This is a genomic window from Paenibacillus sp. FSL R5-0527, assembly GCF_038008055.1.
In the GTDB taxonomy this organism is placed as follows: Bacteria; Bacillota; Bacilli; order Paenibacillales; family Paenibacillaceae; genus Fontibacillus; species Fontibacillus macerans.
Genome location: NZ_JBBOYI010000001.1, coordinates 6,096,728 through 6,119,415, shown reverse-complemented (window position 1 = coordinate 6,119,415; position 22,688 = coordinate 6,096,728). Strand labels below are relative to the sequence as shown.

Annotated in this window: 37 protein-coding genes and 1 pseudogene; 35 read left to right on the top strand and 3 right to left on the bottom strand. The window is 44.9% G+C overall.

Translation table 11 applies throughout. The annotated features are described in order from the left end of the window. The first annotated feature begins 24 nt into the window (after positions 1 to 24). Genes NYE69_RS27280 through NYE69_RS27250 form a run of 7 tightly spaced genes read left to right on the top strand, consistent with a single transcriptional unit; the run spans position 25 to position 5,885 of the window. The gene (locus NYE69_RS27280; RefSeq protein ID WP_340928959.1) at positions 25 to 1,119 is read left to right on the top strand and encodes a replication protein; all 1,095 of its coding nucleotides are present in this window, start codon (positions 25 to 27) and stop codon (positions 1,117 to 1,119) included. Positions 1,120 to 1,128: 9 nt separating this feature from the next. After that, on the top strand, positions 1,129 to 2,070 hold the full coding sequence (gene dnaI / locus NYE69_RS27275) for a primosomal protein DnaI (RefSeq protein WP_340930551.1): 942 nt from the start codon (positions 1,129 to 1,131) through the stop codon (positions 2,068 to 2,070). 3 nt (positions 2,071 to 2,073) lie between these two features. Further along, positions 2,074 to 2,196, top strand: coding sequence for a hypothetical protein (locus NYE69_RS27270; RefSeq protein WP_340928957.1), 123 nt, complete (start codon positions 2,074 to 2,076; stop codon positions 2,194 to 2,196). Continuing rightward, positions 2,177 to 3,304 carry a DNA polymerase III subunit beta gene (dnaN, locus tag NYE69_RS27265; RefSeq protein ID WP_340928955.1) on the top strand — a complete coding sequence of 376 codons (1,128 nt, stop codon included), beginning with the start codon at positions 2,177 to 2,179 and terminating at the stop codon, positions 3,302 to 3,304. The genes NYE69_RS27270 and dnaN overlap by 20 nt, the downstream gene beginning before the upstream one ends. Continuing rightward, positions 3,305 to 3,832: a DUF1064 domain-containing protein gene (locus tag NYE69_RS27260; RefSeq protein ID WP_340928953.1), complete on the top strand. Its 528-nt coding sequence runs from the start codon at positions 3,305 to 3,307 to the stop codon at positions 3,830 to 3,832. It begins immediately after the preceding gene. Continuing rightward, complete coding sequence (locus NYE69_RS27255) at positions 3,774 to 4,082, top strand: hypothetical protein (protein WP_340928951.1); 309 nt, start codon at positions 3,774 to 3,776, stop codon at positions 4,080 to 4,082. The genes NYE69_RS27260 and NYE69_RS27255 overlap by 59 nt, the downstream gene beginning before the upstream one ends. Continuing rightward, on the top strand, positions 4,083 to 5,885 hold the full coding sequence (locus tag NYE69_RS27250; protein WP_340928950.1) for a DNA cytosine methyltransferase: 1,803 nt from the start codon (positions 4,083 to 4,085) through the stop codon (positions 5,883 to 5,885). Between the two features lie 89 nt (positions 5,886 to 5,974). Here the strand turns inward: NYE69_RS27250 and NYE69_RS27245 are convergent, their stop codons facing one another. Further along, positions 5,975 to 6,154 (bottom strand): ribbon-helix-helix domain-containing protein, encoded by a 180-nt coding sequence (locus tag NYE69_RS27245; protein ID WP_340928948.1) that lies wholly within the window; start codon positions 6,152 to 6,154, stop codon positions 5,975 to 5,977. Positions 6,155 to 6,296: 142 nt separating this feature from the next. On the opposite strand from NYE69_RS27245, the gene NYE69_RS27240 reads away from it, so the two are divergent. The 14 genes and pseudogenes from NYE69_RS27240 (at position 6,297) to NYE69_RS27170 (ending at position 12,366) form a co-directional block, all read left to right on the top strand. Continuing rightward, entirely contained in the window at positions 6,297 to 6,620 is a 324-nt protein-coding gene (locus NYE69_RS27240; RefSeq protein ID WP_340928946.1) for a hypothetical protein, read from the top strand. Positions 6,621 to 6,635: 15 nt separating this feature from the next. Beyond that, entirely contained in the window at positions 6,636 to 6,833 is a 198-nt protein-coding gene (locus NYE69_RS27235; protein WP_340928944.1) for a hypothetical protein, read from the top strand. Positions 6,834 to 6,916: 83 nt separating this feature from the next. Continuing rightward, entirely contained in the window at positions 6,917 to 7,597 is a 681-nt protein-coding gene (locus NYE69_RS27230; RefSeq protein WP_340928942.1) for an HNH endonuclease, read from the top strand. A 12-nt stretch (positions 7,598 to 7,609) separates the two neighbouring features. After that, on the top strand, positions 7,610 to 7,765 hold the full coding sequence (locus tag NYE69_RS27225; RefSeq protein ID WP_340928940.1) for a hypothetical protein: 156 nt from the start codon (positions 7,610 to 7,612) through the stop codon (positions 7,763 to 7,765). Beyond that, the gene (locus tag NYE69_RS27220) at positions 7,762 to 8,151 is read left to right on the top strand and encodes a hypothetical protein (RefSeq protein WP_340928938.1); all 390 of its coding nucleotides are present in this window, start codon (positions 7,762 to 7,764) and stop codon (positions 8,149 to 8,151) included. Before NYE69_RS27225 ends, NYE69_RS27220 begins: the two co-directional genes overlap by 4 nt. Continuing rightward, complete coding sequence (locus NYE69_RS27215; RefSeq protein ID WP_340928936.1) at positions 8,148 to 8,561, top strand: hypothetical protein; 414 nt, start codon at positions 8,148 to 8,150, stop codon at positions 8,559 to 8,561. Before NYE69_RS27220 ends, NYE69_RS27215 begins: the two co-directional genes overlap by 4 nt. Before the next feature lie 2 nt (positions 8,562 to 8,563). Next, positions 8,564 to 9,033: pseudogene (locus NYE69_RS33805) on the top strand (ASCH domain-containing protein). Then, positions 9,009 to 9,452 (top strand): hypothetical protein, encoded by a 444-nt coding sequence (locus tag NYE69_RS27200; protein ID WP_340928930.1) that lies wholly within the window; start codon positions 9,009 to 9,011, stop codon positions 9,450 to 9,452. Before NYE69_RS33805 ends, NYE69_RS27200 begins: the two are co-directional and overlap by 25 nt. After that, positions 9,449 to 9,697, top strand: a complete 249-nt coding sequence (locus NYE69_RS27195; protein ID WP_340928928.1) for a hypothetical protein — start codon at positions 9,449 to 9,451, stop codon at positions 9,695 to 9,697. The genes NYE69_RS27200 and NYE69_RS27195 overlap by 4 nt, the downstream gene beginning before the upstream one ends. A 48-nt stretch (positions 9,698 to 9,745) precedes the next feature. Next, entirely contained in the window at positions 9,746 to 10,195 is a 450-nt protein-coding gene (locus NYE69_RS27190; protein ID WP_340928927.1) for a DNA N-6-adenine-methyltransferase, read from the top strand. A 110-nt stretch (positions 10,196 to 10,305) separates the two neighbouring features. Then, on the top strand, positions 10,306 to 10,764 hold the full coding sequence (locus NYE69_RS27185; RefSeq protein WP_340928925.1) for a hypothetical protein: 459 nt from the start codon (positions 10,306 to 10,308) through the stop codon (positions 10,762 to 10,764). Next, on the top strand, positions 10,764 to 11,108 hold the full coding sequence (locus NYE69_RS27180) for a hypothetical protein (protein WP_340928922.1): 345 nt from the start codon (positions 10,764 to 10,766) through the stop codon (positions 11,106 to 11,108). The genes NYE69_RS27185 and NYE69_RS27180 overlap by 1 nt, the downstream gene beginning before the upstream one ends. Continuing rightward, positions 11,101 to 11,376 carry a hypothetical protein gene (locus NYE69_RS27175; RefSeq protein ID WP_155621282.1) on the top strand — a complete coding sequence of 92 codons (276 nt, stop codon included), beginning with the start codon at positions 11,101 to 11,103 and terminating at the stop codon, positions 11,374 to 11,376. Before NYE69_RS27180 ends, NYE69_RS27175 begins: the two co-directional genes overlap by 8 nt. Before the next feature lie 351 nt (positions 11,377 to 11,727). Beyond that, the gene (locus NYE69_RS27170; protein ID WP_340928920.1) at positions 11,728 to 12,366 is read left to right on the top strand and encodes a hypothetical protein; all 639 of its coding nucleotides are present in this window, start codon (positions 11,728 to 11,730) and stop codon (positions 12,364 to 12,366) included. An 11-nt stretch (positions 12,367 to 12,377) separates the two neighbouring features. Here the strand turns inward: NYE69_RS27170 and NYE69_RS27165 are convergent, their stop codons facing one another. Continuing rightward, positions 12,378 to 12,590, bottom strand: coding sequence for a hypothetical protein (locus NYE69_RS27165; RefSeq protein ID WP_155621284.1), 213 nt, complete (start codon positions 12,588 to 12,590; stop codon positions 12,378 to 12,380). A gap of 127 nt (positions 12,591 to 12,717) precedes the next feature. Here NYE69_RS27165 and NYE69_RS27160 point away from each other — a divergent pair, with 127 nt between their 5' ends. The 4 genes from NYE69_RS27160 to NYE69_RS27145 all read left to right on the top strand — a co-directional run bounded on the left by NYE69_RS27160 (position 12,718) and on the right by NYE69_RS27145 (position 13,579). Continuing rightward, positions 12,718 to 12,840 carry a hypothetical protein gene (locus NYE69_RS27160; protein ID WP_340928917.1) on the top strand — a complete coding sequence of 41 codons (123 nt, stop codon included), beginning with the start codon at positions 12,718 to 12,720 and terminating at the stop codon, positions 12,838 to 12,840. Between the two features lie 97 nt (positions 12,841 to 12,937). Then, positions 12,938 to 13,138, top strand: a complete 201-nt coding sequence (locus NYE69_RS27155) for a hypothetical protein (protein ID WP_326043760.1) — start codon at positions 12,938 to 12,940, stop codon at positions 13,136 to 13,138. Continuing rightward, positions 13,135 to 13,359 (top strand): hypothetical protein, encoded by a 225-nt coding sequence (locus tag NYE69_RS27150; protein WP_326043759.1) that lies wholly within the window; start codon positions 13,135 to 13,137, stop codon positions 13,357 to 13,359. Before NYE69_RS27155 ends, NYE69_RS27150 begins: the two co-directional genes overlap by 4 nt. Before the next feature lie 40 nt (positions 13,360 to 13,399). Then, a complete protein-coding gene (locus tag NYE69_RS27145) occupies positions 13,400 to 13,579 on the top strand; it encodes a hypothetical protein (RefSeq protein ID WP_340928914.1) in 180 nt (59 codons plus the stop codon). 129 nt (positions 13,580 to 13,708) lie between these two features. On the opposite strand, the gene NYE69_RS27140 is transcribed toward NYE69_RS27145, so the two are convergent. Continuing rightward, positions 13,709 to 13,912: a hypothetical protein gene (locus tag NYE69_RS27140; RefSeq protein WP_340928912.1), complete on the bottom strand. Its 204-nt coding sequence runs from the start codon at positions 13,910 to 13,912 to the stop codon at positions 13,709 to 13,711. 150 nt (positions 13,913 to 14,062) lie between these two features. Between NYE69_RS27140 and NYE69_RS27135 the strand changes: the two genes are divergently transcribed. The 10 genes from NYE69_RS27135 (at position 14,063) to NYE69_RS27090 (ending at position 22,635) form a co-directional block, all read left to right on the top strand. Continuing rightward, positions 14,063 to 14,302, top strand: a complete 240-nt coding sequence (locus NYE69_RS27135) for a hypothetical protein (RefSeq protein WP_326047368.1) — start codon at positions 14,063 to 14,065, stop codon at positions 14,300 to 14,302. Between the two features lie 128 nt (positions 14,303 to 14,430). Then, a complete protein-coding gene (locus NYE69_RS27130; RefSeq protein ID WP_155621290.1) occupies positions 14,431 to 14,655 on the top strand; it encodes a type II toxin-antitoxin system HicA family toxin in 225 nt (74 codons plus the stop codon). 71 nt (positions 14,656 to 14,726) lie between these two features. After that, on the top strand, positions 14,727 to 15,053 hold the full coding sequence (locus NYE69_RS27125) for a type II toxin-antitoxin system HicB family antitoxin (protein ID WP_330164933.1): 327 nt from the start codon (positions 14,727 to 14,729) through the stop codon (positions 15,051 to 15,053). A gap of 138 nt (positions 15,054 to 15,191) precedes the next feature. Further along, a complete protein-coding gene (locus NYE69_RS27120) occupies positions 15,192 to 16,457 on the top strand; it encodes a terminase small subunit (RefSeq protein WP_340928908.1) in 1,266 nt (421 codons plus the stop codon). Then, positions 16,399 to 17,829 carry a DEAD/DEAH box helicase family protein gene (locus NYE69_RS27115; protein WP_340928907.1) on the top strand — a complete coding sequence of 477 codons (1,431 nt, stop codon included), beginning with the start codon at positions 16,399 to 16,401 and terminating at the stop codon, positions 17,827 to 17,829. The genes NYE69_RS27120 and NYE69_RS27115 overlap by 59 nt, the downstream gene beginning before the upstream one ends. 70 nt (positions 17,830 to 17,899) lie before the next feature. Continuing rightward, the gene (locus NYE69_RS27110) at positions 17,900 to 18,751 is read left to right on the top strand and encodes a hypothetical protein (RefSeq protein ID WP_340928906.1); all 852 of its coding nucleotides are present in this window, start codon (positions 17,900 to 17,902) and stop codon (positions 18,749 to 18,751) included. 120 nt (positions 18,752 to 18,871) lie between these two features. Next, the gene (locus NYE69_RS27105) at positions 18,872 to 20,218 is read left to right on the top strand and encodes a phage portal protein (RefSeq protein WP_340928904.1); all 1,347 of its coding nucleotides are present in this window, start codon (positions 18,872 to 18,874) and stop codon (positions 20,216 to 20,218) included. Between the two features lie 38 nt (positions 20,219 to 20,256). Further along, the gene (locus NYE69_RS27100) at positions 20,257 to 20,502 is read left to right on the top strand and encodes a hypothetical protein (protein ID WP_340928902.1); all 246 of its coding nucleotides are present in this window, start codon (positions 20,257 to 20,259) and stop codon (positions 20,500 to 20,502) included. A 48-nt stretch (positions 20,503 to 20,550) separates the two neighbouring features. Next, the gene (locus NYE69_RS27095) at positions 20,551 to 21,582 is read left to right on the top strand and encodes a 3-oxoacyl-ACP reductase (RefSeq protein WP_340928900.1); all 1,032 of its coding nucleotides are present in this window, start codon (positions 20,551 to 20,553) and stop codon (positions 21,580 to 21,582) included. Between the two features lie 57 nt (positions 21,583 to 21,639). Further along, positions 21,640 to 22,635, top strand: coding sequence for a hypothetical protein (locus NYE69_RS27090; RefSeq protein WP_340928898.1), 996 nt, complete (start codon positions 21,640 to 21,642; stop codon positions 22,633 to 22,635). Positions 22,636 to 22,688: the final 53 nt, after the last annotated feature.

Below are 22,688 nucleotides of genomic sequence, written 5' to 3'. Positions count from 1 at the left end.
GTGCTGATTCATGGGGTGAGGTGAGTGGCAAATACGCAGCCGGAAAATGGCTTTGTAAGACTGGCAAATGACATCTGGAACGAACTGATACGCCGTAATTTCACTAAACGCCAAAAGGATATTTTGCTTTTCATTTGGAGGTTATCGTATGGTTGTAACCTTAAAGAAGCCTTCATTGAAAAACTTAAAGATTTCGAGATTTGCGGAGTCCCCGCGACACACATAAAAAAAGAATTACTGTTCCTTGAAAACGCCAAAGTTATTACTTGGCATAAAAATGAAAAGTTATTCGCTATAAAAAAGGACTATGACCTATGGCAAATAAGCCCAGTGATGGGATGGGATTCAGAAAGATTCAATTTTCTGATTCACCAAAATTTAAAGCGGAAAACTTCACAAAACGTGAACTTTTCGGAAGGTCATAGCGGAACATCGAGCCAAGGGGAGATTTCAAAAACTTCACAAAATATGAAGTCGGACTTCACAAAACATGAAGATTTTGAGGGCGAAAACTTCACATTTTGTGAAGTTGGAAGTGGCTCAATCCCTTGCGGCAGTAAGGCGGAAGGAGCGTCTAAAGACATGTTTAAAGACAACTTTAAAGACAGTAGTTGTTGTTATACGCCCCCGGGCGAATCAAAAACCGAAGATGAGGGGATACCGTCTTCCCGACAGGATGCCGTTCCTGTCACTCCTGAAACAGGTGCCGACTCTTTTCAGGACCAAATATCGTCTTCGGATATTGATTACCGGCAGGCTGTGGCTGATAAATACCTTCGGAGGCGCGGCAAGGGCTTGGAAATAACGGTTTCCGACGATGAAGTGATCGATGAACTGATCAAAGAAGCCGTCCCGCTTCAAACCGCTTTAGATGGCATCGACCAAGCCTTTGACAAATTCAAGCCGAAGCACAAGCGGGACGAGGTACGGACCTTAAGTTATTGTGCGACTGTTATCTATTCGCTTCACGCCACGAGATCCGCGCAAGTCGAAAAGGAAAGTCTCAATACTGGTTCGAAGGATGCCGTTCCCGAACCGGTTGAAGATGGTGGATACACAGATGACGATGTTCGGAAAATGCTGGAGCAATTAAGGGTGAAGCGCGGAGGTGACGCATGATTGCAAACCATGGGAGAGGAACTAAAAAAACTGGTTCCGGCAAATTTCGCTGACCGCCAAGCTGAAATCCTGAGGAGAATGGCCGAACACGACGAAGTCAAAAGGATTATGAGGGAATATCCTGACCAATCAACAGGCTTGCTCCATCCAAGGAATTACCGGGACTTATCGCAGCATCTTTCCTACTTTGATCATTGTAAGTCCTGCCTTGGTCTGGATGCCTGTCAGAACGAGCAGAAGGGGCATATGAGCGTGGTTGAACCCGATCCCAATAAATCTGACGCCCTGAATTTCAGGCTTCAAAAATGCCCGTTACTGGTCGGATACGATAAGCAACAGAAAATTGGTAGGTTAATCAAAAGCCATCACATTCCTAAAAGCATTCTTAATGCCACGTTTGAGGATATTGAACCAGATCCACCGAGGCGGGCGGCTATCGTTGAAGCCATGAAGTTCTGTACAGATTTTGTTCCTGGCCAATCTACCAACGGACTTTACCTGTACGGGCAGATGGGAGTCGGAAAAAGCAGAATTGTCGGGGCGATTGCTCAGGAATTGGCAAAGCGCGGGATTGATGTCCTGATGGTTTATGTACCTGACTTTCTTGCCGAAGTTAAGGATTCGATAGGTTCAAACGGGGTTTTATCAAAGCTGGAAGCCTTGATGGAAGCTTCGGTTTTAATCCTTGACGATATTGGGGCCGAACCTCTCACATCGTGGACGCGGGATGAGGTCATAGGTCCGATTCTACAGCGGCGCATGGAAGAACTTCCAACAATTTATACTTCGAATTTAACCATTAGTGAGCTTAGGCAACATCTAGCGAATGTGAAAGACTCCAAGGATACGGACAGAAAGCAGCATGAAAAGAAAGCCGAACGGATCATCGAGAGAATCGAACCATTCGTTAAGGTGCTGCCGGTAGGCGGTAGAAATAGAAGGAGGGACTAAAGTTTGGAATACGACGACTACGAACTGATAGATCAAAACTTTGATCTATTTATCCAAAAAGGCAAGGAAGCTTTCGGGCTAGTTGAATCAAAGGAGGAAACAACCAGTGAAGATAACCGTGGATAGTGAATTACTGGCTGATGCCTTGGAAGAAGCAAGTAAGGCCATTTCAAACAAGGCTCTTACACCGATACTATCAGGCTTCCTAATTAGGGCTAACGAAAGCGGGATTGATATCACAGGGAAGGATGACCGCGTTACTATTCAGTCTTACATCCCGGGAGAACATGTCGATATCATCCGCCAAGGTTCAGTTGTTTTTCCGAAACTGTTCCAAGAAATCATCAAAAAAATAAACGGAGAAGTTTTGATTGATGTTAACGATAAATTCGAGGCATCCATTACCAGCAACAACAAAGAGGTTGAAATTGTCGGCTTGGACCCAAGCGAATTTCCCCAAGCTCCTGAGGTTAGTCAGGACGAAACGGTCAGTATTTCGGGCAAGGATTTAAAAGATTGGATCAAAAAGACATCCTTCGCCGTTTCGACAGATGACAAGGCCAGAATCCTGGCTGGCGTGAATGTTATCCTCGGTGATGGAAAAATCAAAATGCTTGCAACTGACCGAAACCGATTGGCACGCATTGAAAAGGAAATAAAAACATCTGATCTTGGCAGCACGGTCGTAGAAGGCCGCGGGCTAACTGATTTGGAAAAAATCGTTCAGGATAAAGATGACGTCGAATTTGGATTTTCCAAATCTGTTTCGGGTGATGTAATTTATGTCTTCGTCCGGACTGATAGATTTACATTCTACTCCCGGGTGCTTGAGGGAGAATTTCCAGACGCTGAACGGTTGGTCAGATCGGCCAAGACGATAACAGAGTTAAAGGTTAATAAAAAGGAATTTATGCAATCTATAGACCTTATCTATACCTTGGCAAAGGAAGAAAAAAATAGCGCCGTTAGATTGTCGGTTACCGAAAACGAAGTTCTAATGAACGGTAAAGGTAAAGTGATGGGTAAAGCAAGCGAAAGCATTTTCCCTAAGTCCTTTTCAGGGGAACCATTTAAAATCTCGCTTAATGCCAAATACATGATTGAAGCGCTGAAAGCTATCGAATCTAACGAAGTTACAGTACGTTTCAACGGGAAGATGTCCCCGGTCATTCTACAGGGGGATGAATCGGAAGGAAGTTTGTATGTAGTCCTTCCATATCGGACGGAGGCTTAGGTGAGCAAATACAACGCCAGCAAAGTCATAGTTACACCTGACGGGACTCTCTTCGAAGAATGGTTGATAGAGAAATACGAACTTGATGTTCCAGGCATCCGCTTTGACAGCAGAATGGAAGGCGAATACTACCAGGAACTGCTTCTAATGAAGCGATACGGAGAAATAAAGGACTTTTCATGCCATCCCAAATATGTACTCCAAGAAAAACCCAAGATCACGTATATTGCAGATTTCCTAGTAACAGATTTGGACGGATCGCAGCGGGTGATTGACATCAAAGGGGTAGAAACCCCCACCTTTAGGGTAAAACTGAAACTCTTTCAAGCTATGTATCCGACTTTCCGCATTGAAATACTAACAAAATATCGCGGTCAATTTGTACCGTTGAAGCAGGTCAAGAAAGAAAAGGCGGCCCGGAAACGGGCCGAAAACAAACTCCTAAAACAAGCAGAAGGGAAGATGAAGAATGCCAGAAATCCCCGGAATGGAAATCAAATTTACCGTAGTCAAAAACGAGGACGTTGAGAAATACCTTGATGCTCGGGATAAAAGCGAATTTTCTCGAATTCTGTGGAAGATCGAGCAAGGCCGCTACGAAGAAGGCAAGGAATCCACGAACACATACCTGATGATAAACACGGACGAACCATATATCTCTGAAATTATCAATATCATGAAGGCTAATGGACAGTGGGGACCCGTAAATGATCCAAATCAGTTGGCCGCTGAAATCGTTGATAATTCCCTCGTTCTACCAGAAAGCGAGGAACTATAAATGATTGCCCCAACGAGTTTATCTGAACAAGAAATGACCACTGCCGTTCTCTTCGGCGGGACAGGCGGTTTCTCCACCGGCGCGAAGCGCCCAACGATTGAGTATGGCGGCAAAATCTTTAAGACCAAACTCCTTTGTTCCATCGACTACGATCCGGTGGCTTGTCTCAATCACGATAAGATCACAGGCGGGAATGAAGCCGTGGTTATGGATTTATTCACACGCCAGCAATACATTGATTGGCACGGCAAAGAGCCCCCGGAAGAATGGAGAGAAGCTGAACCGTGGGATCTTTGGAAGGCGTTTGGATATCAGGTTCCTTATTACCTGTTTACAAGTCCGCCGTGTAAAGGGCTTAGCGCCTTGTTACCCAAAAAATCCGCCGAAAGTAAAAAATATCAGGCGCTCAACTTACTTACCCTTAGAGGAATTGAACTATCATTGAGGGCTTGCATCGAATACGGAGGCAGAATTCCGGCTTTTGTTCACCTTGAAAATGTTCCTCGCATTCTTACCCGAGGAAAGGATCTATTGAAGCGTATTCGTAAATTATTGGAGAAATATGGGTTTGTGGTGGATATGAGGGCAGATCACAACCTCGGAGAGGTAGGCGGACTTGGGCAGAACAGACTTCGATTTCAAATCCTTGCCCGGGATGAAGCCCAGGTTCCTAATTTTGTGTACCTTCCACCGAAGAAACCATTAAAAACTATTGGAGATGTTATAGGTCCATTGCCAGCACCCGGCGATACCGTCGCGGGTGGCCCACTACACCGATTACCGAAACTCCGATGGAAGACGTGGTTGCGGCTGGCCCTTATCCCGGCAGGTGGCGACTGGCGGGATTTGAATAAGGTTGATTACAAAAATCTTCGCGTTGTTCACGATCCGCGACGAGGTGCTTTTGAAGTCGCTGACTGGAACGAAACGAGTCGGGCGGTTACCAGTACGGCTGGACCCGGGCGGAGCAACGGCGTTTCAGCGGTATCGGACCCTCGGCTGCAAATTAGTGGTAATGGCAAGACAAACATTTTCAGGGTGCAGAGTCGTGACGAACCAGCGACCTGCGTAACCGGATCAGCCGGACCAAATCAGGGCGCTGGTTGCATCGCAGACCCCACGCTGCAAGAGCGGGCTGGGAGGCATCCGGCAGTTTACCGGATTGTTCGGGCAGATGAACCAGCGCCATGCATAACCGGGACTCGATTCGGGAGCGGCGCGGTTGCCATAGCTGATCCGATGGTTAAGACAAAACTCCACCCTGACAGCTACGGCGTCCAAGATTGGGATGCTTCTGCTAAAACGGTCCGATCAGCAAACCGGATCATGCAGGCTGCTGGCAGTATCGCTGACCCACGTATCACCAGCGTTCCTCGGGCTGACACCATGGGGGTACAAGCTTGGGAACAGACAGCTAAGACGGTTACGGGAAGTATGGATGTTCATGCTGGTGCCGCAGCCGTTTCCGATCCGCGCATTCCAGAAGACAACGAAGCTGGCATCTGGACGATCATTGCTCAAGACGGGACTTGGCACCGACCGCTGACGACTTATGAGCTTGCAATGTTGCAAAGTTTCCCTCAATACCTTCCTGACGGTAGACCGTTTCAACTTGAGGGTTGCAGCGACGCTAAAGCTAGAGAATACATCGGTAATGCTTATCCGCCAGATGCTGCTGAAGAATCAGTAAAGGTTATCCTTTTGGCTTTTGCAAAGGCGCAGGCGGGAGTAACTTTTGAATTTAGTTGGGAGCCAATATGGGTGCAGCCGGAAAGAGACGAGGAAAGTCAGTTGGTGCACTAATGAATACTGAAAGTAACCCTCAACCTATTAGGCCGGCCGATTTTTAAGCCGTCCAGGATCGAATAAACAAAAATGGAGCATAGAGGATTCTATTCCTCTTGCTCCACCTTACCAAGTTTCTGCGATTGTAGCCCCTTTGCCACAAGATCTCGTATAGCTTCACTTCGATTCTTTAACTTGTTATCGTGCCAGAACTGCTCTATTTCATCCACCATTTCATTCGGAAAGGTTACAAGAATCTGCGTGTTTTTATCCTTATCAACCGCCATTGGGCAACACTCCTTTGTTTTCGATTATAAGTTATATAACTTATATTGACAAGCAAATTGAATGGGTATATATTGGTTATATAAGTTATATAACTATATGAGGCAAGGAAAATTTTCCTGACGTGAAGGGAGATAAGAAAAGATGAACGATAGCGTGGTTATGATTCTGAGACACGAATTGGAAAAGGAACTTTTCCCGGAAGGGATGAGTGCGGAGCAAATTAAAATGTTGGACCGTGTAGAGCAATCATTCAAAAAGGCATTTAAGGCCGGTTTTAAGATGGGTCAAATGATTGGAGGGGAACAATGGAGCAATAACGCTTGTCTTGGATATGTCATCCTTGGGGCTCGGCGTCTCGGGTACACAGAAAAGCAAATTACAGACGTCGTCCGCGCGACTCATTGGCAACTCGATTTGAATACGATCGACGAAGCACGAACCACTTACGAAACCTCACCTTATTGATTGGAGGTATTAAGAATGCCTATTAAAACGATCAATCTTTCCGAGTTGGATAGTCAGCCGTCAGAAGTTCAGGAGGCGATAGCCTTTTATGCAGCTCATTCGATCCTTCCAATTCAGTTCTCGTCAGCAGAACGGGAACGACATTACAAGGTTCTGGAACGGGCTGGATACATTGAGAAGTTGAATGGCCCAAAATCCGTAGTGGGTGCGTAGTGGAAATGGCCCAAAATGTAAGTGAAAAGGCAATGTGATTGAAGTTGTTCTAATCATTCTAACCAGAAGGGTGGTGTGAAAGAGTGGCCCATCAAACATTTTGGAAACCGGAAAAACAGGTGAAAGAGAAGAAGGTTTACAACAGCTTGCAGCAGCGGAAACCGAAAGCCCGGAAGGAAGTCCCGGAATGGAAGAAGGTCATTCTTTCGCACCACTCTTCAAGGCCGGGATCGAGAGAGCGAGGCGAATTCCCGAGGGAAGTAATCGCCGAGTTGATAAAAGAATCAGGTGGTATCTGCCAACATTGTAAATCAGCCGAAGCCACCACTACACATCATGTCATGCCCCGAGGGCGGAAAGGGCGCGGCGTTAAATCTAATGGCTTACGTCTTTGCTGGCCGTGTCATGACATGATTCAGACCGATGAAGAATTACTTCAATACTGGATCTCGGTTTACCGCGAAAAATACGGCGATCACTTTTGGTTCGATGATCAAGACTGGGAAGAATTTAACCGGAAACAGGCGGCTATAACAGCCGCTGAAGCAGAGAGAAAAGAACGGTTAAACCAAATCAAGCCGGTTGTTGAATTGATCACCACGGCGGCGGGACGGTCATTAAAGGCTAAGGAACTGCGGCAGCTCGAAGGATTTGACGAAAGGGAAATGGCTGTTTTTGCATCAATGCTTTCTGATGTTGTAGTGGCGGCAAGTCAATCGTCTATAAAACCATCTTACGCATATGGAGAAAGATTTGAAGATTAATGGAGGGATCGCATGAAAAGGTATGAAGTCCTAAGCGCACTTGATCGGATAACTGAAATGACAGATAAAGAGGTTCAACTAAATGCGGAATGGATAAAATCAGTTGCCCTCGCCGCTTACAGTCTTATAAAGCAGCAGTCTGCTAAGGCAAAGGGGAGAAAGGCATGAAGTACACGCTTCGGTTAATTGAGAACCGGCTAGTGATCGACATGGAGAAACACGACGCTAAAAGCTTTAAATCCAAAGGTTATACAGGTCTTCCCGAAACATTTGAACTTGACGAAATGTGCTTGGCTCCTGTGATCGGTGTTGTAGAGCTTAACGACGAGCAGCAAGCCAAGATAACCGAAGCCTTTGAATACGGCGGTGAATGTGATTGGTGCGGTGAACCTTCCGGAGAATTGAGTCATCCGCATATGTTTGACCCAGCTATAGGCTCACGGATGTGCCGGAACTGCTGGAACCATGATCGCGCAGTTTACAAAGGATCTTACGGCGAGGATATAGGCGAGTTTAATGCAATCCAGGGCGAAAAGGAGAGATTATCGAAATGAGCAAACGAACTAAGCCAAAACCTTCAGGACTGAAACCGGGAAATCAAGTGGTTATGCACTCTTGCTACGAAGCCCGGAAGGAAAAATACGCTGGGAAGGTTTGGACAGTAGATTCAGAACCATGGGATTTATGCGGTTCAGAAGTAGTAAGGCTGAAAGGTTATAACGGCGGGTTTGCAACGGAGTTTCTAAAGAAATGGGAGCCTAAGCCATGCGAATTTGAAGTAATCAAGGATGTTTATTGGGATGATTGGGGACATCTCCGAAAGGTTTTTAGAAAAGGTGATGTATGTAAGGGGAAGCTTTGGCCTGACGGCCACGTTTCCGCAGAAAGTCCTTATTATCCTGGCATATCAGATTCAGTGGAATCAGAATGCATTGTGATATTAGGGGAGGGGTCGCAGCTATGAAGATGAAAGCCATCACGATCCATCAACCATGGGCTACGCTCATTGCGCTTCTTGAAAAGGGTAACGAAACTGCGGATGGGCTACAAAATATCGCGGTCCGCTTGCAATCCATGCTGGTCAGAAGATCGACCGAGCAGCATGTGAGCGCGAACCGATAAAATCCACGCTCGCGAAACACGGCTATACAGCGGATAACCTTCCGACAGGCGCGGTGGTGGTCGTAGCTGAATTGAATGAGTGTTTTCAGGTATATCGGGATGTGTTGGGCGGCGTGGTTATTTTGGAATCCGAGAAGCGCAAGACTCATTTCAGCACATTGGATAATGAATATCATTTTGGTTGGTATGAAAAGGGGCGCTATGCCTGGGAGCTTACCGATGTCCGCCTGCTGCCGGAGCCGGTCGCAGTAAAGGGACAACAAGGGCTTTGGAATTGGGAGGGGATGGAATGGACGCAAGAATCGCAGAATTGAAAAAACTACACGTATGGTCAAAACCTGAGCTAGCGCTGGCTATAAAAAATACGGAACATCACATGAAAACATCCAATCTACATCCCAAAACAACGAATACGATCCAAGCGCTTATTATGGCGTGTAAATCCTATGATGAGGTCATCGACGAATTGTTTGTGGAAATCGAGCGGCTAACATTTGAGCTTACCGAGAAGGACGCAACCATAAAAGAACTACAGGTCGAGGTTAAAAAGCAATCCGACTTAAAACGCGAAACATACCGAGAAAATGCTAAGTGGCAAGACGAATGCAACAAACTACGTAAAGCACTAGAAGAAGCAAAAGCCGAGTATAGCAAAGAAGGAACGGACATCCAGGTATTACGCCGGATGATCAAAATTGTCGATGCTGCTTTGGGGGAAGGTGATAAGGAATGAATGAACTTGATCTTTATAAATTCGTCCAGGATAAAGAAACGGACTGGCGCGGGAATACTCTTGTGTTGTGGCTTTATCCTAGCGATCTGCAAGAGTTTGCAAATTTAGTTGGTGACAACTCTCTTTCCGAAGGTGGTCTTGAAGTGAGATTGCTTACAGGGGGTATGGTGGGCATCGAATTAAACGAAGTTTGTGAATGGTTTGATATTGAACCTGAACGCATTCTAAAAAAGGAAGCCTGCTAGCCCCTATACGGATATAGAAGAGTATACACAAGGGAGAGTGAGATCCAAATGAGCATAAACAAAGGACTTTTTACATCCACAACGGATTTATGGGAAACACCGCAGGATTTTTTCGATGTGCTTCATTCAGAATTCAACTTTGAAACCGATGTTTGCGCGTTGCCCGAAAATGCAAAGTGTGAAACCTATTATTCCCCGGATGATAACGGACTGAATCAAGAATGGCGCGGTACATGCTGGATGAATCCGCCATATGGCAGAAAGATCGGGGAATGGGTGAAGAAAGCTTATGAATCATCATTGAACGGGGCAACGGTGGTTTGTTTGCTCCCTGCGCGGACTGATACCGCATGGTGGCATGATTACTGTATGAAAGGTGAGGTTCGCCTAGTTAGGGGGCGGTTGAAGTTTGGCGGATCCAAATGGAATGCACCGTTTCCCAATGCAGTTGTGATTTTTGGAGAACGAGCGAAGGTTGACACGTTGAAAGCAATGTAATGCTGTACACGTCAAAAAGTATGCACTAGGCCGAAGGCCCCCGAGTTGACCGAATCCGCCTAACGCCAGTGGGGGCCATAAAATAGCTAGGTCAGGGAGGGAATAAAGCAATGAGAGATTATAAGTTTCGCGGTAAGCGAGTAGATAACGGTGAATGGGTATATGGATATTTGATCAAAGATGAAAGCGGAGAAGTCAATATAGTCAACAACTACGGAACAAGTTATTCGTGGGATGAAGTCGATCCTGAAACAGTAGGTCAAATATTCCCCTTCAAAGACAGTGAGGAAAGCGAACTCTACCCAGGAGACATTATTAAAACCATTCATACCCGAGCTTCCGAGGATGTTTCAAGTGACGATCCATTTAGTAATACCGCGCCGGGATATGAGGAATATGAGAAGATCGGATTTCTTGAATATTACCAAGGTTACAACTACGGGCCGCGTTTGCGCTGGAAGAAAGGACACATGATGATACCGAACACATCCACACTTTGGCGCATGAAGGCTGTAAAGATCGGCAACCGCTTTGACAATCCCGACTTATTAGGGGAGGTAAGAGAGTAATGGATGACCAAACTTGGTTTAAGTACATAAAGCCGTTTGAGTGGGAAGAACTTGACGGAAAGACGCTTAAAATCAGAGCAGGAAAGCAAGAGGGGGTACTTATTGTCGTTGGATACGACCAAGAAACGAAAGACATCTTTGTACTTCACGATGGGAAAGCTGCCGATCCCATCCCCTTACCAACCATAAAGCCGGAAGACTGGGTGTATCATACAAAATTTAAAGCTAAAGGACAAGTAAAACGAATATCAGAAAGCGGTAAGAGGGCATATGTAATTTGGATTAATGGTGCTGCTCCATCATTCGTAGATTTGAAGAGTTTGGAGGTAGTATCCCATGACTGAAAAAGCAGAAGTGGAAATTGAGTGCTATAACTGTTACGGGTCAGAAGGAAAAGGCTGCATGTTATGTAACGGAACTAAAAAAACAATGGTGACTAAGAGTTTCGCAAAAATTATGGGATATGAAACTTGTCCAGGGTGTGGTAATGTAGCGCGTCTCAAATTCCACGCTTGGGTTAATAACCCTAGTCCAGCGTCTGGCATTTCACAACCCGGAGTTTATGTATGTGATTCTTGCGCGGCAATAGGGGAGGCGTATGACATTGACTAAACAGGCTATGGCAAAAAATGCCGCAAATGTAAGGTTGAAATGAAATATCAATGGTCAGATGCTGACGATTTGGGCGGTATTGAAGAATGGTTAGAATGTCCCAAATGTGGAAAAACAGCAGACATTCCCAAGGAGGTATCCCATGAATAAACAAAAACCTTATCTGAATCCACGAAACACAAGAGAGATAACGGTCACGTGCCATGGCTGCCAAGAGACTCATAAAGCTGAAATATATGCTTCCGCAATTCCGTATCAAATTCACACGGTTTATCAATTGTGTGATAACTGCAAATCAATACGCACTACCGGTGAGTCCACAACAACACGAAATATAGGGGAGTGAACCTAATGGAGACAGCAGTAGAAATACTACCAACTAAAATCAATGACGATACCGAAGACACAAGCAAAATTATTCAAATCACATTTTTCGATGACATCGACGCCGAAGACATCCGAAAAACAAAATGGCTGCTCGGAAAATACACTGACATGATCGATATCATCAAGAACTATGAATACGCCCAAATGCAAATCGAAAATGGAATGGATGCCTACCAGCTCCTAACGGCAGAAGGGACGGCGGGGAAAAGGGTAACCGGCCAGGAATTGACGGCAGACGTAACGGGAAATTCAGTTATTCTAAAGGATAAACGGCATACCAACTACAAATTTTATCTGTACATCTCAAACAACGTACGTTTTGCAATCAACAACCTCCGAGATCCGCACGAAGGATTAATTGCAAAGCTCCTTTTCTTAGACGGGATGAAGTACCTTAAGGCACAAGAATACTTAGGGAAAGGTTACCGGAAGGATATCTATCCAATCTCTCCAACGACATTTGCCGAAAAACGAAGAAAGGCCATTGCAGGGATCGCAAACAGCCTAAAGATGAACAGAACATTGGACTTTGTAGTAATCGATTATGGGCGGGGCCGGAACGAAGAGGGAGAGATCGGCCTAAGATTGCCGGAAGTAAATTAGACCACTTTGGCTTATGCCTCTGTGGTCTTTTCTTCCTCGCGTTTTATTTTTTCCTCGATTGCGCTAATTATGAAGTCGTTTAACGACTCGTACCCAGCCTTTTTAGCTGCAGCTTCATAAACCGCCTTGCGCCCCTTAGGTACATAAGGATACAAGCGATCATAGTTTGCTGCATTATACTTATTCTTTGCCCGTGTTGCAGCCGTTCCCTTTTTATCTTCCAAACAATCGCCCCCTTATCTCTTATGCTCATAATAACATCAAGGATAATACTCACGCAAGTATAAAAAAGTGTTGACACTATACTCACGTGAGTATATAATATTAATCAGGAGGAGGTGAACACAGGAAATGAAAGAAATGATTGGGTTCCTCACAGCAGTCATTCAACTACTTACCGCAGCGCTGCTGCTACAGAAAACACGTGAGGAAAAGAAAAAAGGAACCAAACACCAGCGACCACGCAAGCGTTAAAAGTTCCTCGGAGGGAGTTAGAGGCTCCCTCCTCCCAATCTTAACAAATCGAATTGAAATATACAATGGCGGCGGCCTTACGCGGGAGGGATGAAGGATGAAATATACCTTTAGCCAAATGCGCAAGAGATACACAAACCAGCAACTTTCGGATGCACTTGACGTTTGGATTACAAATCACCAGCTTAGAATAAAATTGGTCTTGATGCTCAGCAAAGACGGAAACCGGTATAAGGGTCATCAATTGCAATACAAAGGCATGGAGATGATCATAACAGGGGAGGCTCAAGCGCTATGAAGCAAATCGAAATAATAGGAGCGGAACTACAGGAAAGAACAGAACGGAATGGCACATTTAGCGCTTGGTACATCTGTAAAGCTTGCGGCCAAGAGCATGGCTGTGCCGAAAATGAAAAAACTCAATCTGAGGCACGCTCGTTGGCACTCCTGAGATTTGATAGACAATGTAGAAATTATTGTTATACCTGTGGTTCTAAATTGACCAACAAACAACGCTAAGAAATAGGGGCTTCGGCCCCTCTAAGGAGGATGCAGAACAATGGTGGTTCTGGACGACGTTTTAGAAATGCACTCAACCATTAGGGCGTTAGAAGAAAGACAACGTACTATCATCCGGCTTGCGCAAGAATTTATGAAAGAGGCAGAATCGATTGGCGATGTAATCGAAACCCTACGGCACGATTACGAAGCTTTAAAACAAAAGGCGAAGGAGGAATAACGTATGGAAACAGTAACGCTGATTGTCAGTATGGCGGCGCTGGTGCTGTCGGTTGTGGCGCTGGTTTGGACAATAAAAAGACGTTGAACATAACAAAGCCCGCCGACCATATAGGTTAGTGGGCTTACTTTATACCGCATATTTAAATTCGCAAACCGCACGAAGATACCTATCATTCCCGATCTTCACACTTTCTTGCGTAATCTCTTCAATTCTTCCGCTTCCAACAAGCTCACCAGCCACAAATACTACGACCGGCGTTCGCTCCAGTTGCGCAGTATAAAAATGAATATCGGAGCTAAGTGTCCGCATAAAGCGTCTCGTCCGCTTCATTTCTTGATCACCTCCCCGAAATTTTACCATATACACGGGGCGAATGTCTTTAAAATCCGCAGCGAAACCGTAGTTTATAGGATTTACACTTAAATTATCCAATCGAGATATTTTAAGTTGGAAATGCTGTCAAGGAGATGGAAAAAGGAAATGGCAAAAGGTTACGCATATTTGGACAACACAAATTTACGAGTGCTGCACGTCGTTGACGACATTGAAACCGCTAAGGAATTCACAGGCGGGAAGATCGAGGAGGTAGACCTGAATTATGAACACGGATACCCTCTTGATGCCGATGGCAAACACCTCGTTGTTTACGCGACAGGCCGGGAAAAGGAAGGCCGTCCCGTTCCGGCACAGATCGCCGAATTGGTTGAGCGTTTGAAGTAGTCCTTATCAGTCAGTTCATAACTTTCCTCCATAGCCGTTCCTTCGGGAGCGGCATTATTATGTGGAAATGAATAAAACTCCTTGATTAATGGTACTATATATGGTACTATAATATCAGGAGGTGAGACATGGCTAGGATAGATAAACTAGTCCAGAAAATGAAAGACCGCCCGAGCGGAATCCAGTTTGATGAAGTTGCAAAGGTACTCCGGCATCATGGATATGATTTAGTGAGAAGCAACGGTTCACACTTTCATTTCCGCAACAATGCAGGCGACCTAATCACCATCAAAAAGGAAAATCCACTCAAGGCGGTCTACGTCAAAGACGTTCTGGACAGGATTGGGGAGTAGCCGCTCCCCTTTCCATAATCATAATATATCCTAGCCATAAAACGATGGCAAATAAGGATTTAAGCTACTACATGTCGTTACCGTATACCATACAGATTAGGCCGATTAAAGACGAAAGCGGTGAATACTACTATGCTTCAGTCGCGGAGTTGGATGGATGCCAAAGTACCGGGGAAACATTTGTGGAGGCATTTGAAAGCGTCAGGGAAGCGATGGAAGGGTATCTTCAGGTAAAAATTGACCACGACGATTTTATTCCAAAACCGGCGGGAGAAGACGAATACAGCGGCAAATTCAATCTTCGCGTACCCAAGAGCTTGCATCGTCAATTGGCCGAAAGAGCAGCAGCCGAGAATGTTTCCTTAAATCAATACTGCCTGTACAAATTAAGTCGCTGAAAGGCGGCTTTTTTATTTGCCTAGGAAAATTTTCCTTACCATATATGAAAGTTGATCATAGGCCGAAGGCCATCGTCTCGACCGAATCCGCCTAGCGAAGCGGGGGCCGATTACTATTCTGGAGGTGATACTAATACAATGGGACGTAAAAGAGATCCTAACCGAGATAATGCCTTTGAATTATATAAAACCAGTGGCGGGGAAATCCGTCTCATAGACATTGCCTCTAAGTTAGAAGTATCGGAGGGAACGGTCAGAGGATGGAAAGCAAAGGACAAGTGGGAAAACCGTCTTACTGGTGAAGTGATTGAAATAGAACGTTCCAAAGAAAAAGGAACGCCCATACAGAACGGAACGGAAGAAGACGGAGCGCAAGACGAACTATTCATATCTGCTGTTCAAATTGTAGCCGAGGCCAAACAAGCCTCGGTTTCTTTTTTGCAACGGAGATTACAGATAGGGTATAGCAGGGCGGCGCGTTTAATTGATGCTATGGAGCGAATGAAACTTGTCGGCCCATATCAAGGAGATAAACCACGGGAAGTATATGCCACTCTTCAAACGGCGGATGCCATTACTAAAGAGAGCGCTCCTGTTCCAAAAATAAATAACGTTCCGAAAAAAGTACCGGAACGCTACGAAAATACGGAACGTTCCAAAACGAAAAAGAGCGTTCCAGCAATCGAAAAAGAGCCGGAGCCGGAAGTTCCAGATGATGAAGGGTTGACTCCAAAACAGCGGATTTTCGTGATGGAATACTTGAGAGACTTCAACGCCACAAGGGCCGCAATGGCGGCGGGATACAGCAAGAAAACGGCTCATACCATCGGATGGGAAAACCTTAGGAAACCGGAAATTAAGGCCGCTATACAGCGATACAACGAGGCGATGATGGACGAGGTTGGGATAAATGCTCAACGTGTGCTTATGGAGTACATGAAGATCGCCTTTTCGGACATTACCGACTTTGTGGAATTTGGTCAGATGGATGAACCATTATTTGATGGTGACGGCCAACCTCTACTCGATCCTAAAACCGGCGACCAAATGACTTATAAACGGAGCTTTGTTGCTTTCAGGAATAACGACGACGTAGACGGTACGATCATCAACGAAGTTAAGCAGGGCAAGGACGGCGTTAGTGTAAAGCTTTATGACAAAATGAAGGCCCTCGATGTGTTGACCAAATACATCGATCTGCTTCCAGATAAACATAAGCGCATGATACAAGACGAAAAGCTTAAGATCGAACAAGAACGTCTTGCATTGGATAAAGCAAAGGCGGCGGGTGATGGTAATTCAGATGATGAGCTTATAGAAGATTGGGTAGAGGCGGTGGTAGGAGATGAAGAGTTCGCCGGAGACGAAGCGGCGGCTTCTGGCGTTCAAGAAGCGGATTCCTGAGTATCGAAGGAACCCCGTCCTGTTCTGCCAAGAGATGCTTAGATTTTATCCCGATGAATGGCAGGCGGAAACCCTAATGGATATCGCCGAGAGTCGGCTTGTTTCTGTCCGTTCCGGCCAAGGAGTGGGTAAGACAGGGGTGGAGGCGGCAACGGCGTTATGGTTCCTGGCGTGCTTCCCCTATCCAAAGGTAGTCTGTACTGCACCCACAAGGCAGCAGCTTCATGATGTGCTTTGGGCAGAGATCAGCAAATGGCAGAGCAAAAGCCCTGTTCTGAAACGAATCCTCAAATGGACCAAGACTAAGATATACATGAAGAACTATGAAGAACGCTGGTTTGCAACGGCCCGGACAGCAACGAAGCCAGAGAACATGCAAGGCTTTCACGAAGACTACATGTTGTTTATCGTCGATGAAGCGTCAGGTGTGGCCGATCCGATCATGGAAGCGATTCTTGGTACACTGTCAGGGGAATTTAATAAGCTGCTAATGTGCGGAAACCCTACTCGAACGAGTGGGGTTTTTTATGATTCACACAACAAGGATAGAGCAGATTATAGGACTCGTAAGGTGTCTTGCCTAAATAGCCCAAGAACAAGCAAAGAAAACATCGCTATGCTTAAGCGGAAATACGGCGAAGGAAGTGATGTATGGCGCGTTCGGGTTGAAGGAGAGTTTCCGCGCGGCGAATCGGATACGTTCATTTCGCTTGAAGCTGCTGAGTTTGCAAAAGACGAGGTGCGGCTTGAGGCTAAAGGAACAAAACTCTATGTTGGCGTGGACGTTGCGCGCTTTGGGGATGACGAGACATGCATTTACGGGCGGATCGGCGGGAAAGTGGTTAAGTCCCATTTTCATCATAAGCAAGATACAATGACCACGACCGGCTGGGTGCTGCGGTTAATCGATGAAGTAAAGTCAGAACGATCAGATATCGAAGAGATTGAAATCAGAATCGACGATAGCGGCATCGGCGGAGCTGTAACGGACCGGCTGAATGAGATCAACGAAGAGAAAGATTTAGGATATATCATTGTTCCTGTTAATAATGGATCATCTGCCGAGGACGAACACTATGGCAACCTGGGTTCAGAATTGTGGGGCCAGATCAAAGAAATGTTGGAAGAGAACATGAGTAACTATATCCTCGGAGTACCTGGAGTATTGGAGCTTCCGGATGACGAAAAACTCATTGCGCAGCTTACAACAAGAAAATGGCGCATGGGTAGTAATGGGCGGATTTATCTTGAGCGTAAAGAGGATATGAAGAAACGGGGGTTACAATCTCCTGACCGAGCGGATAGTTTTGTTCTGGCATTTGCTGATATAAAAGTCGAAAATGGATTTACATTTGGCACAATCCCCACTTAAGAGTATTAAAAAGAGTTGGAAAATAGTAGAATAAAGCTATCTTCAATAAGATTGTGAGGTTTGGTTTAGTATGATAGAAAGCTTCGATGATTTTATTAATAGAGTTGTTGAGTTTAAGGAAAGAAAACTTATAGGGTTAAACTCTCCAAGTGGAGAGGAACTAACCTATGCCACTTTAACTTACTTCCCATTTAAAGAAGATTTGTTTTGTTCTCGATGTGGAGGATTTCGCAAAAACGAAATAGAGCCTCTTTATGTAAATGGTGATTTTAGTTCTAGTTTTTTAGAAAATTTTCAAAAACCTAATGGAAATAATTTTTACGGTGTATACTCAAAAGAAAGTATTTTTCAAATTCTTCGGGTAAAAATATCCCCTTCATTCTGGAAATGCCAATGTCTGCAATGTGACTCAATTAGTCATATCATTATTCATAGTGGTCCGAATGGTGAAGAATTGCTGATATTACCTAGTACTTTTGGTGGCTTAAGTACGCCCAATACGCCTCAGAATGTAGCGTTTTATCTCGACCAGGCTAATAGATCACATATTATGGGGGCTAATAGCGCCGCGATGGCAATGTACAGGGCAGCAATAGAACATATTTTAGTTGGTCATGGGTACAATCGTAGAATGTTGGGAAATAAAATACAGGATTTGTTGAAAGATATAGAAGAGAATAATGCTCCACAGTGGGCATATGAATTTGATACTGATTTTTTGAAATATATAAAGAAATTAGGCGACTCTGCTATTCATGCTAATGACGGAAATATAGAACAACAAATTCACTTAGATAATGAACTTATCAAAAATGTGAAGTCTGTTATTTCTTTTCTTTTATTCGTTATTTATGAATCCGCACATAAAAAACAACAGCTTTTGGATAATTTAAAGTCCACTACGCAGAGAATTGAGCAATAGTTATAATCCGTAGTAACACCGTAATAATCCAATGTTATATTTTATACAGATAAGAACGACTAAAGAGGCCAGGAAATTTTTCCTTGGCTTCTTTTTCGTTTTCGGGGAGGAGGTGTAGAGTTGGGTTTAAGACAATGGGTAATTGATTGGCTTGAAGCCGGGAGGATGAAAAAGGAACCGGATCGGCAAACGGAAAGCTATCCCTTACCATTTGGGATTCTGATGAGCAAAGGTAACAATCAGCCGGTTCCAAAACGAACGCCAACAAATCTTAGGCTTCTATCAGAATCACCTATACCACGGCGGGCAATCAATGTAATAAAGAACGGAATAACAAAATTGAACTGGTCCGTCGCTGCGGTCGATGAAAACGAAGAAGAAAAGTATAAGGAAATATGTAAAATCATCGAGCGCTCGCTTCTTAAGCCGAACCCCGGGGATTCATTCCGTTCATGGCTTGAGCAGATCGTAGAGGATATGCTTGTTTGCAGCGCTGGTTCATCCGAAACATTAAGAGCTGGTGATCCGCAGCGGCCATTCAGAATGTACCCAACGGATACTTTCTCTATAGATTTGTACCCTGACTGGGACGGGAAACCCGATTCATACCGTTATGCACAGCGAGTTAACGGACAGTACGTATCGCTCAAGGATTCTGAAATGATGTATATCCGAATGAATCCAAGGACAAATACACCATTTGGCCTTTCTCCGCTTGAAATGGTATGGGAATCGGTCAATTTCTTCATTTCAGCGCACAGGTCAGCAGGGAAACAAACAAGCAATCCGTTCATTCGTCGAATCCTAAACCTGGGTAAGACTGCGGATGCAAAAGCGGTAGCTGCATATCGGGTTTATTGGGAGCAGGAAGTTCAGGGGCGTGGATCAACACCGATTATTGGAGGTAGTGAAAGCCCGAGTGTCCTCGATCTTGGAGCCACAGACGATAAAGCGCTATTCATTGAGTGGCAACGGTTCCTAATTGAAGTTGTGGCGATAGCCTTCGATATTTCCCCTAAAAAACTGGGGCAGACGAAGGATGTCAACCGCAGCACGGCTGATAGTGAAGATGATGACACGGAAGATACGATTCAGTCCATCGCGGAAAATATCGTCGAACACATCAATAATCACATCATTGATGGAATTTTTCATCTCGGCGGGGCAATAGAGTTTAAGTTCCACTATGCGACATCCCTTAAGGATCAGAAACTCAAGGCCGATATCGACGCCATATATCTTGACCGCAGGGTTAAGACGCCGGATGAAGTCCGGGATGATCTGGCTAAAAAGGCGCTTCCTAATGGTCACGGGGAAGTCCTGCTGATGCCAGGAAAAACGGCTGTCATCGACATAAACAAGACAAGGGATGAGATCGATGATGAAACGAAGAGGAATGATATTCCTCCTGAAGAAGATCCGCCTGATGATAAACAGGATATTGATGATCCGAACACCGACACATAGCGGTGTTTTTATTTTTGTCCATGAAAGGAGTTTCTGACATGAGCGGAGCAGAGCGTAACCCAGTCCGAAGAATATTTAGGTTACAGGTTGAAAAGATGGCTGAGGCAGAGAAGGAACCGCAGTTGCTGGTAGTGGCTGTTAAGTTGCCAAGTGGTGCGTTTGAAGTTATCACCAATACTCAGGATTTAAAGAACAAAATTGATTATTACCTCAATGCTTATGATGACGATTTTAGGTTGAAGGTAAATCAAAACATTCAGATTGTTGAATTCATGCTTGTGTAATTGTTCCGGCACGGACCAGAGACGATTATTGAAAGGAGGTGAGACAAATTGCTTAAAACGCTGAAAATGAGTACCGAGAAGCTAAAGGTTCAAAGCTTCCAGTTGGCGGATGCCAGCGATCACCCGAACAAGGTTCCTTTTAAGTGCGCTCTATTCGCCGTGGATCAGCCAAGCGATGGCTCACCAATGGGAGCGGGCGGAAAGAAGATCCGCATCAGTTCATCGGTGTGTGACCAATACCTTCAAACATTCGTAGGGATGGCCTTTAACATCGACTACGTAAACGGCATGACGGACCATGATCCCCGGTTCAAAGTAGCTGTGATCGAGAAAGCTTACCGTTCAATGGATGGGTTCGCTTGGGTGGATGGTTACGTATATGGCAAGGATTTCCCGGATGTTATTGCAACGATCCGTTACTATAACGGACTGGTCGAAAAGTACGGCTGGACTGAATATCAGTTTGGCGCTTCGCTGGAAATGACGGCATCGGTGAAGAATGCTGAGGATGATGAAAACGTCCTTGATGTTATCGAATTCTGCGGGACAGGAGCAGCAATCCTTTTCGCTGATTCAGCCGCATTCAAATCAACGACATTCGCGGCAAAGAACCATAAATCAAACGAGGAGGTGTCCGATTTGGACGCTAAAGAATTGAAAGAATTGCTTGATGACTTTAAGTCCGATATTTCGGCAAGCTTTGAAAAAACGATTGGTGAAGTAAAAACGGAAGTCGGCGCTATTAAGACGGAACTTGAAAGTGTAAAGGCAGCTAAAGAAGCTGAGGAAAAGAAAACCGAAGAGGAACAGGCAGCGGCCGAACTTAAAGCAGCAAAAGAAGAAGCAGAGGCGCTTAAACAGGAACTGGCTGACTTAAAAGCCGGTAAAACAACAACTCCACCTGAACCGGAGAGAAAAACAGCTACAGCAGCCCAACTTCTTGCTAAGTTCGGAAAGACCTTAGACGAAGGAGAAGGCGACGATCACGCATCGTTCTGCGCGGCAGTTGATCGTATGGGGCTTGATCCTGTCCAATCTTTAACATTGAAGCTAAAACATAAAGAGATTTCTAAGCAGTGATCCAAAATGGATGACTGCTTTTGTTTTGCAAATTTAAAATAGGGAGCGTGTAAACACATGAGTGTAGAACAAGCTGAATGGATGGACCTGCGGGCGGTAGCGCAGATTATCGCGCCAGGTTCAATTGTATTGGAAGAATATCAAAAGGAAATTACGGATGCTTTGCGAAGAAACTCTATTTTAGATGGTCGGTTGAAATACACACATGCAACCGGTGACTTCACATCTTACTTCGAACAAACCGAAATTCATGAAGGTGGTTTTGTTGATCCGAGAAATCCCTCGGCATCAGCAGGCGGAAGTACCAGAGTTCCTCGTTCGGCTAAAGTTAAGGCAATTACAAACCAAACCAACTTCGGGCATTATGACATTACACTTGGTCAACAACAAGGAAACTTCACTGAACTCCAAGCCAAGGACATTGATGATATGATTAACGGTATCGCCTTGGCTCACGGCAAGGGGTTATGGAGAGGTAATGACACAGAGCTAGCAAATCCAAAAACATTGCAATATGTTGGCATTCAGAAGCAAATCACCAACACGTTTAATATTGATAAAGATGGATCTATCATTGCAGGAATTAGAGCTAAAGTTGCTGCAATGGTTGGTTCTGAGAAATTCGAACTTCGCCCTACGGCTGTATACATTGACCCGATTGGTCATTATTACTTGGAAGAAGAAGTTCGAGTAGCAGAAGAAAACAACATCAAGATTTCAGGCATGTCAAAGACGGTTGTAGCCGGTATCGAAGTAGTTTCGATCATGACAGCAGCCGGGTACCTTCCAATCATTCCTGAACCATTCATTGAATCAACTGTTAACGCAACTGATCCAACCATGACTGACTACGGTATCGTTATTGTGACCGAGCCTTGGCTTGAATACCACTATGTGGGTAAGAAGGACGCATATTTATTCCAACTGGGAACAACTTCTGATCTACAGCAGAAGTTTGTTGGCATCAAGTATGGTTGTCCTATCGCAAAAGGTGCATCTTATGCCCATGCATCGGGCAAGATTACTCGTCCTACCCTTGAGAAGGTAGGCTAATATTGAAATACGATATGGCGGCCAAAAAAAGGTCGCCTGTTTCGCTCTAAAAG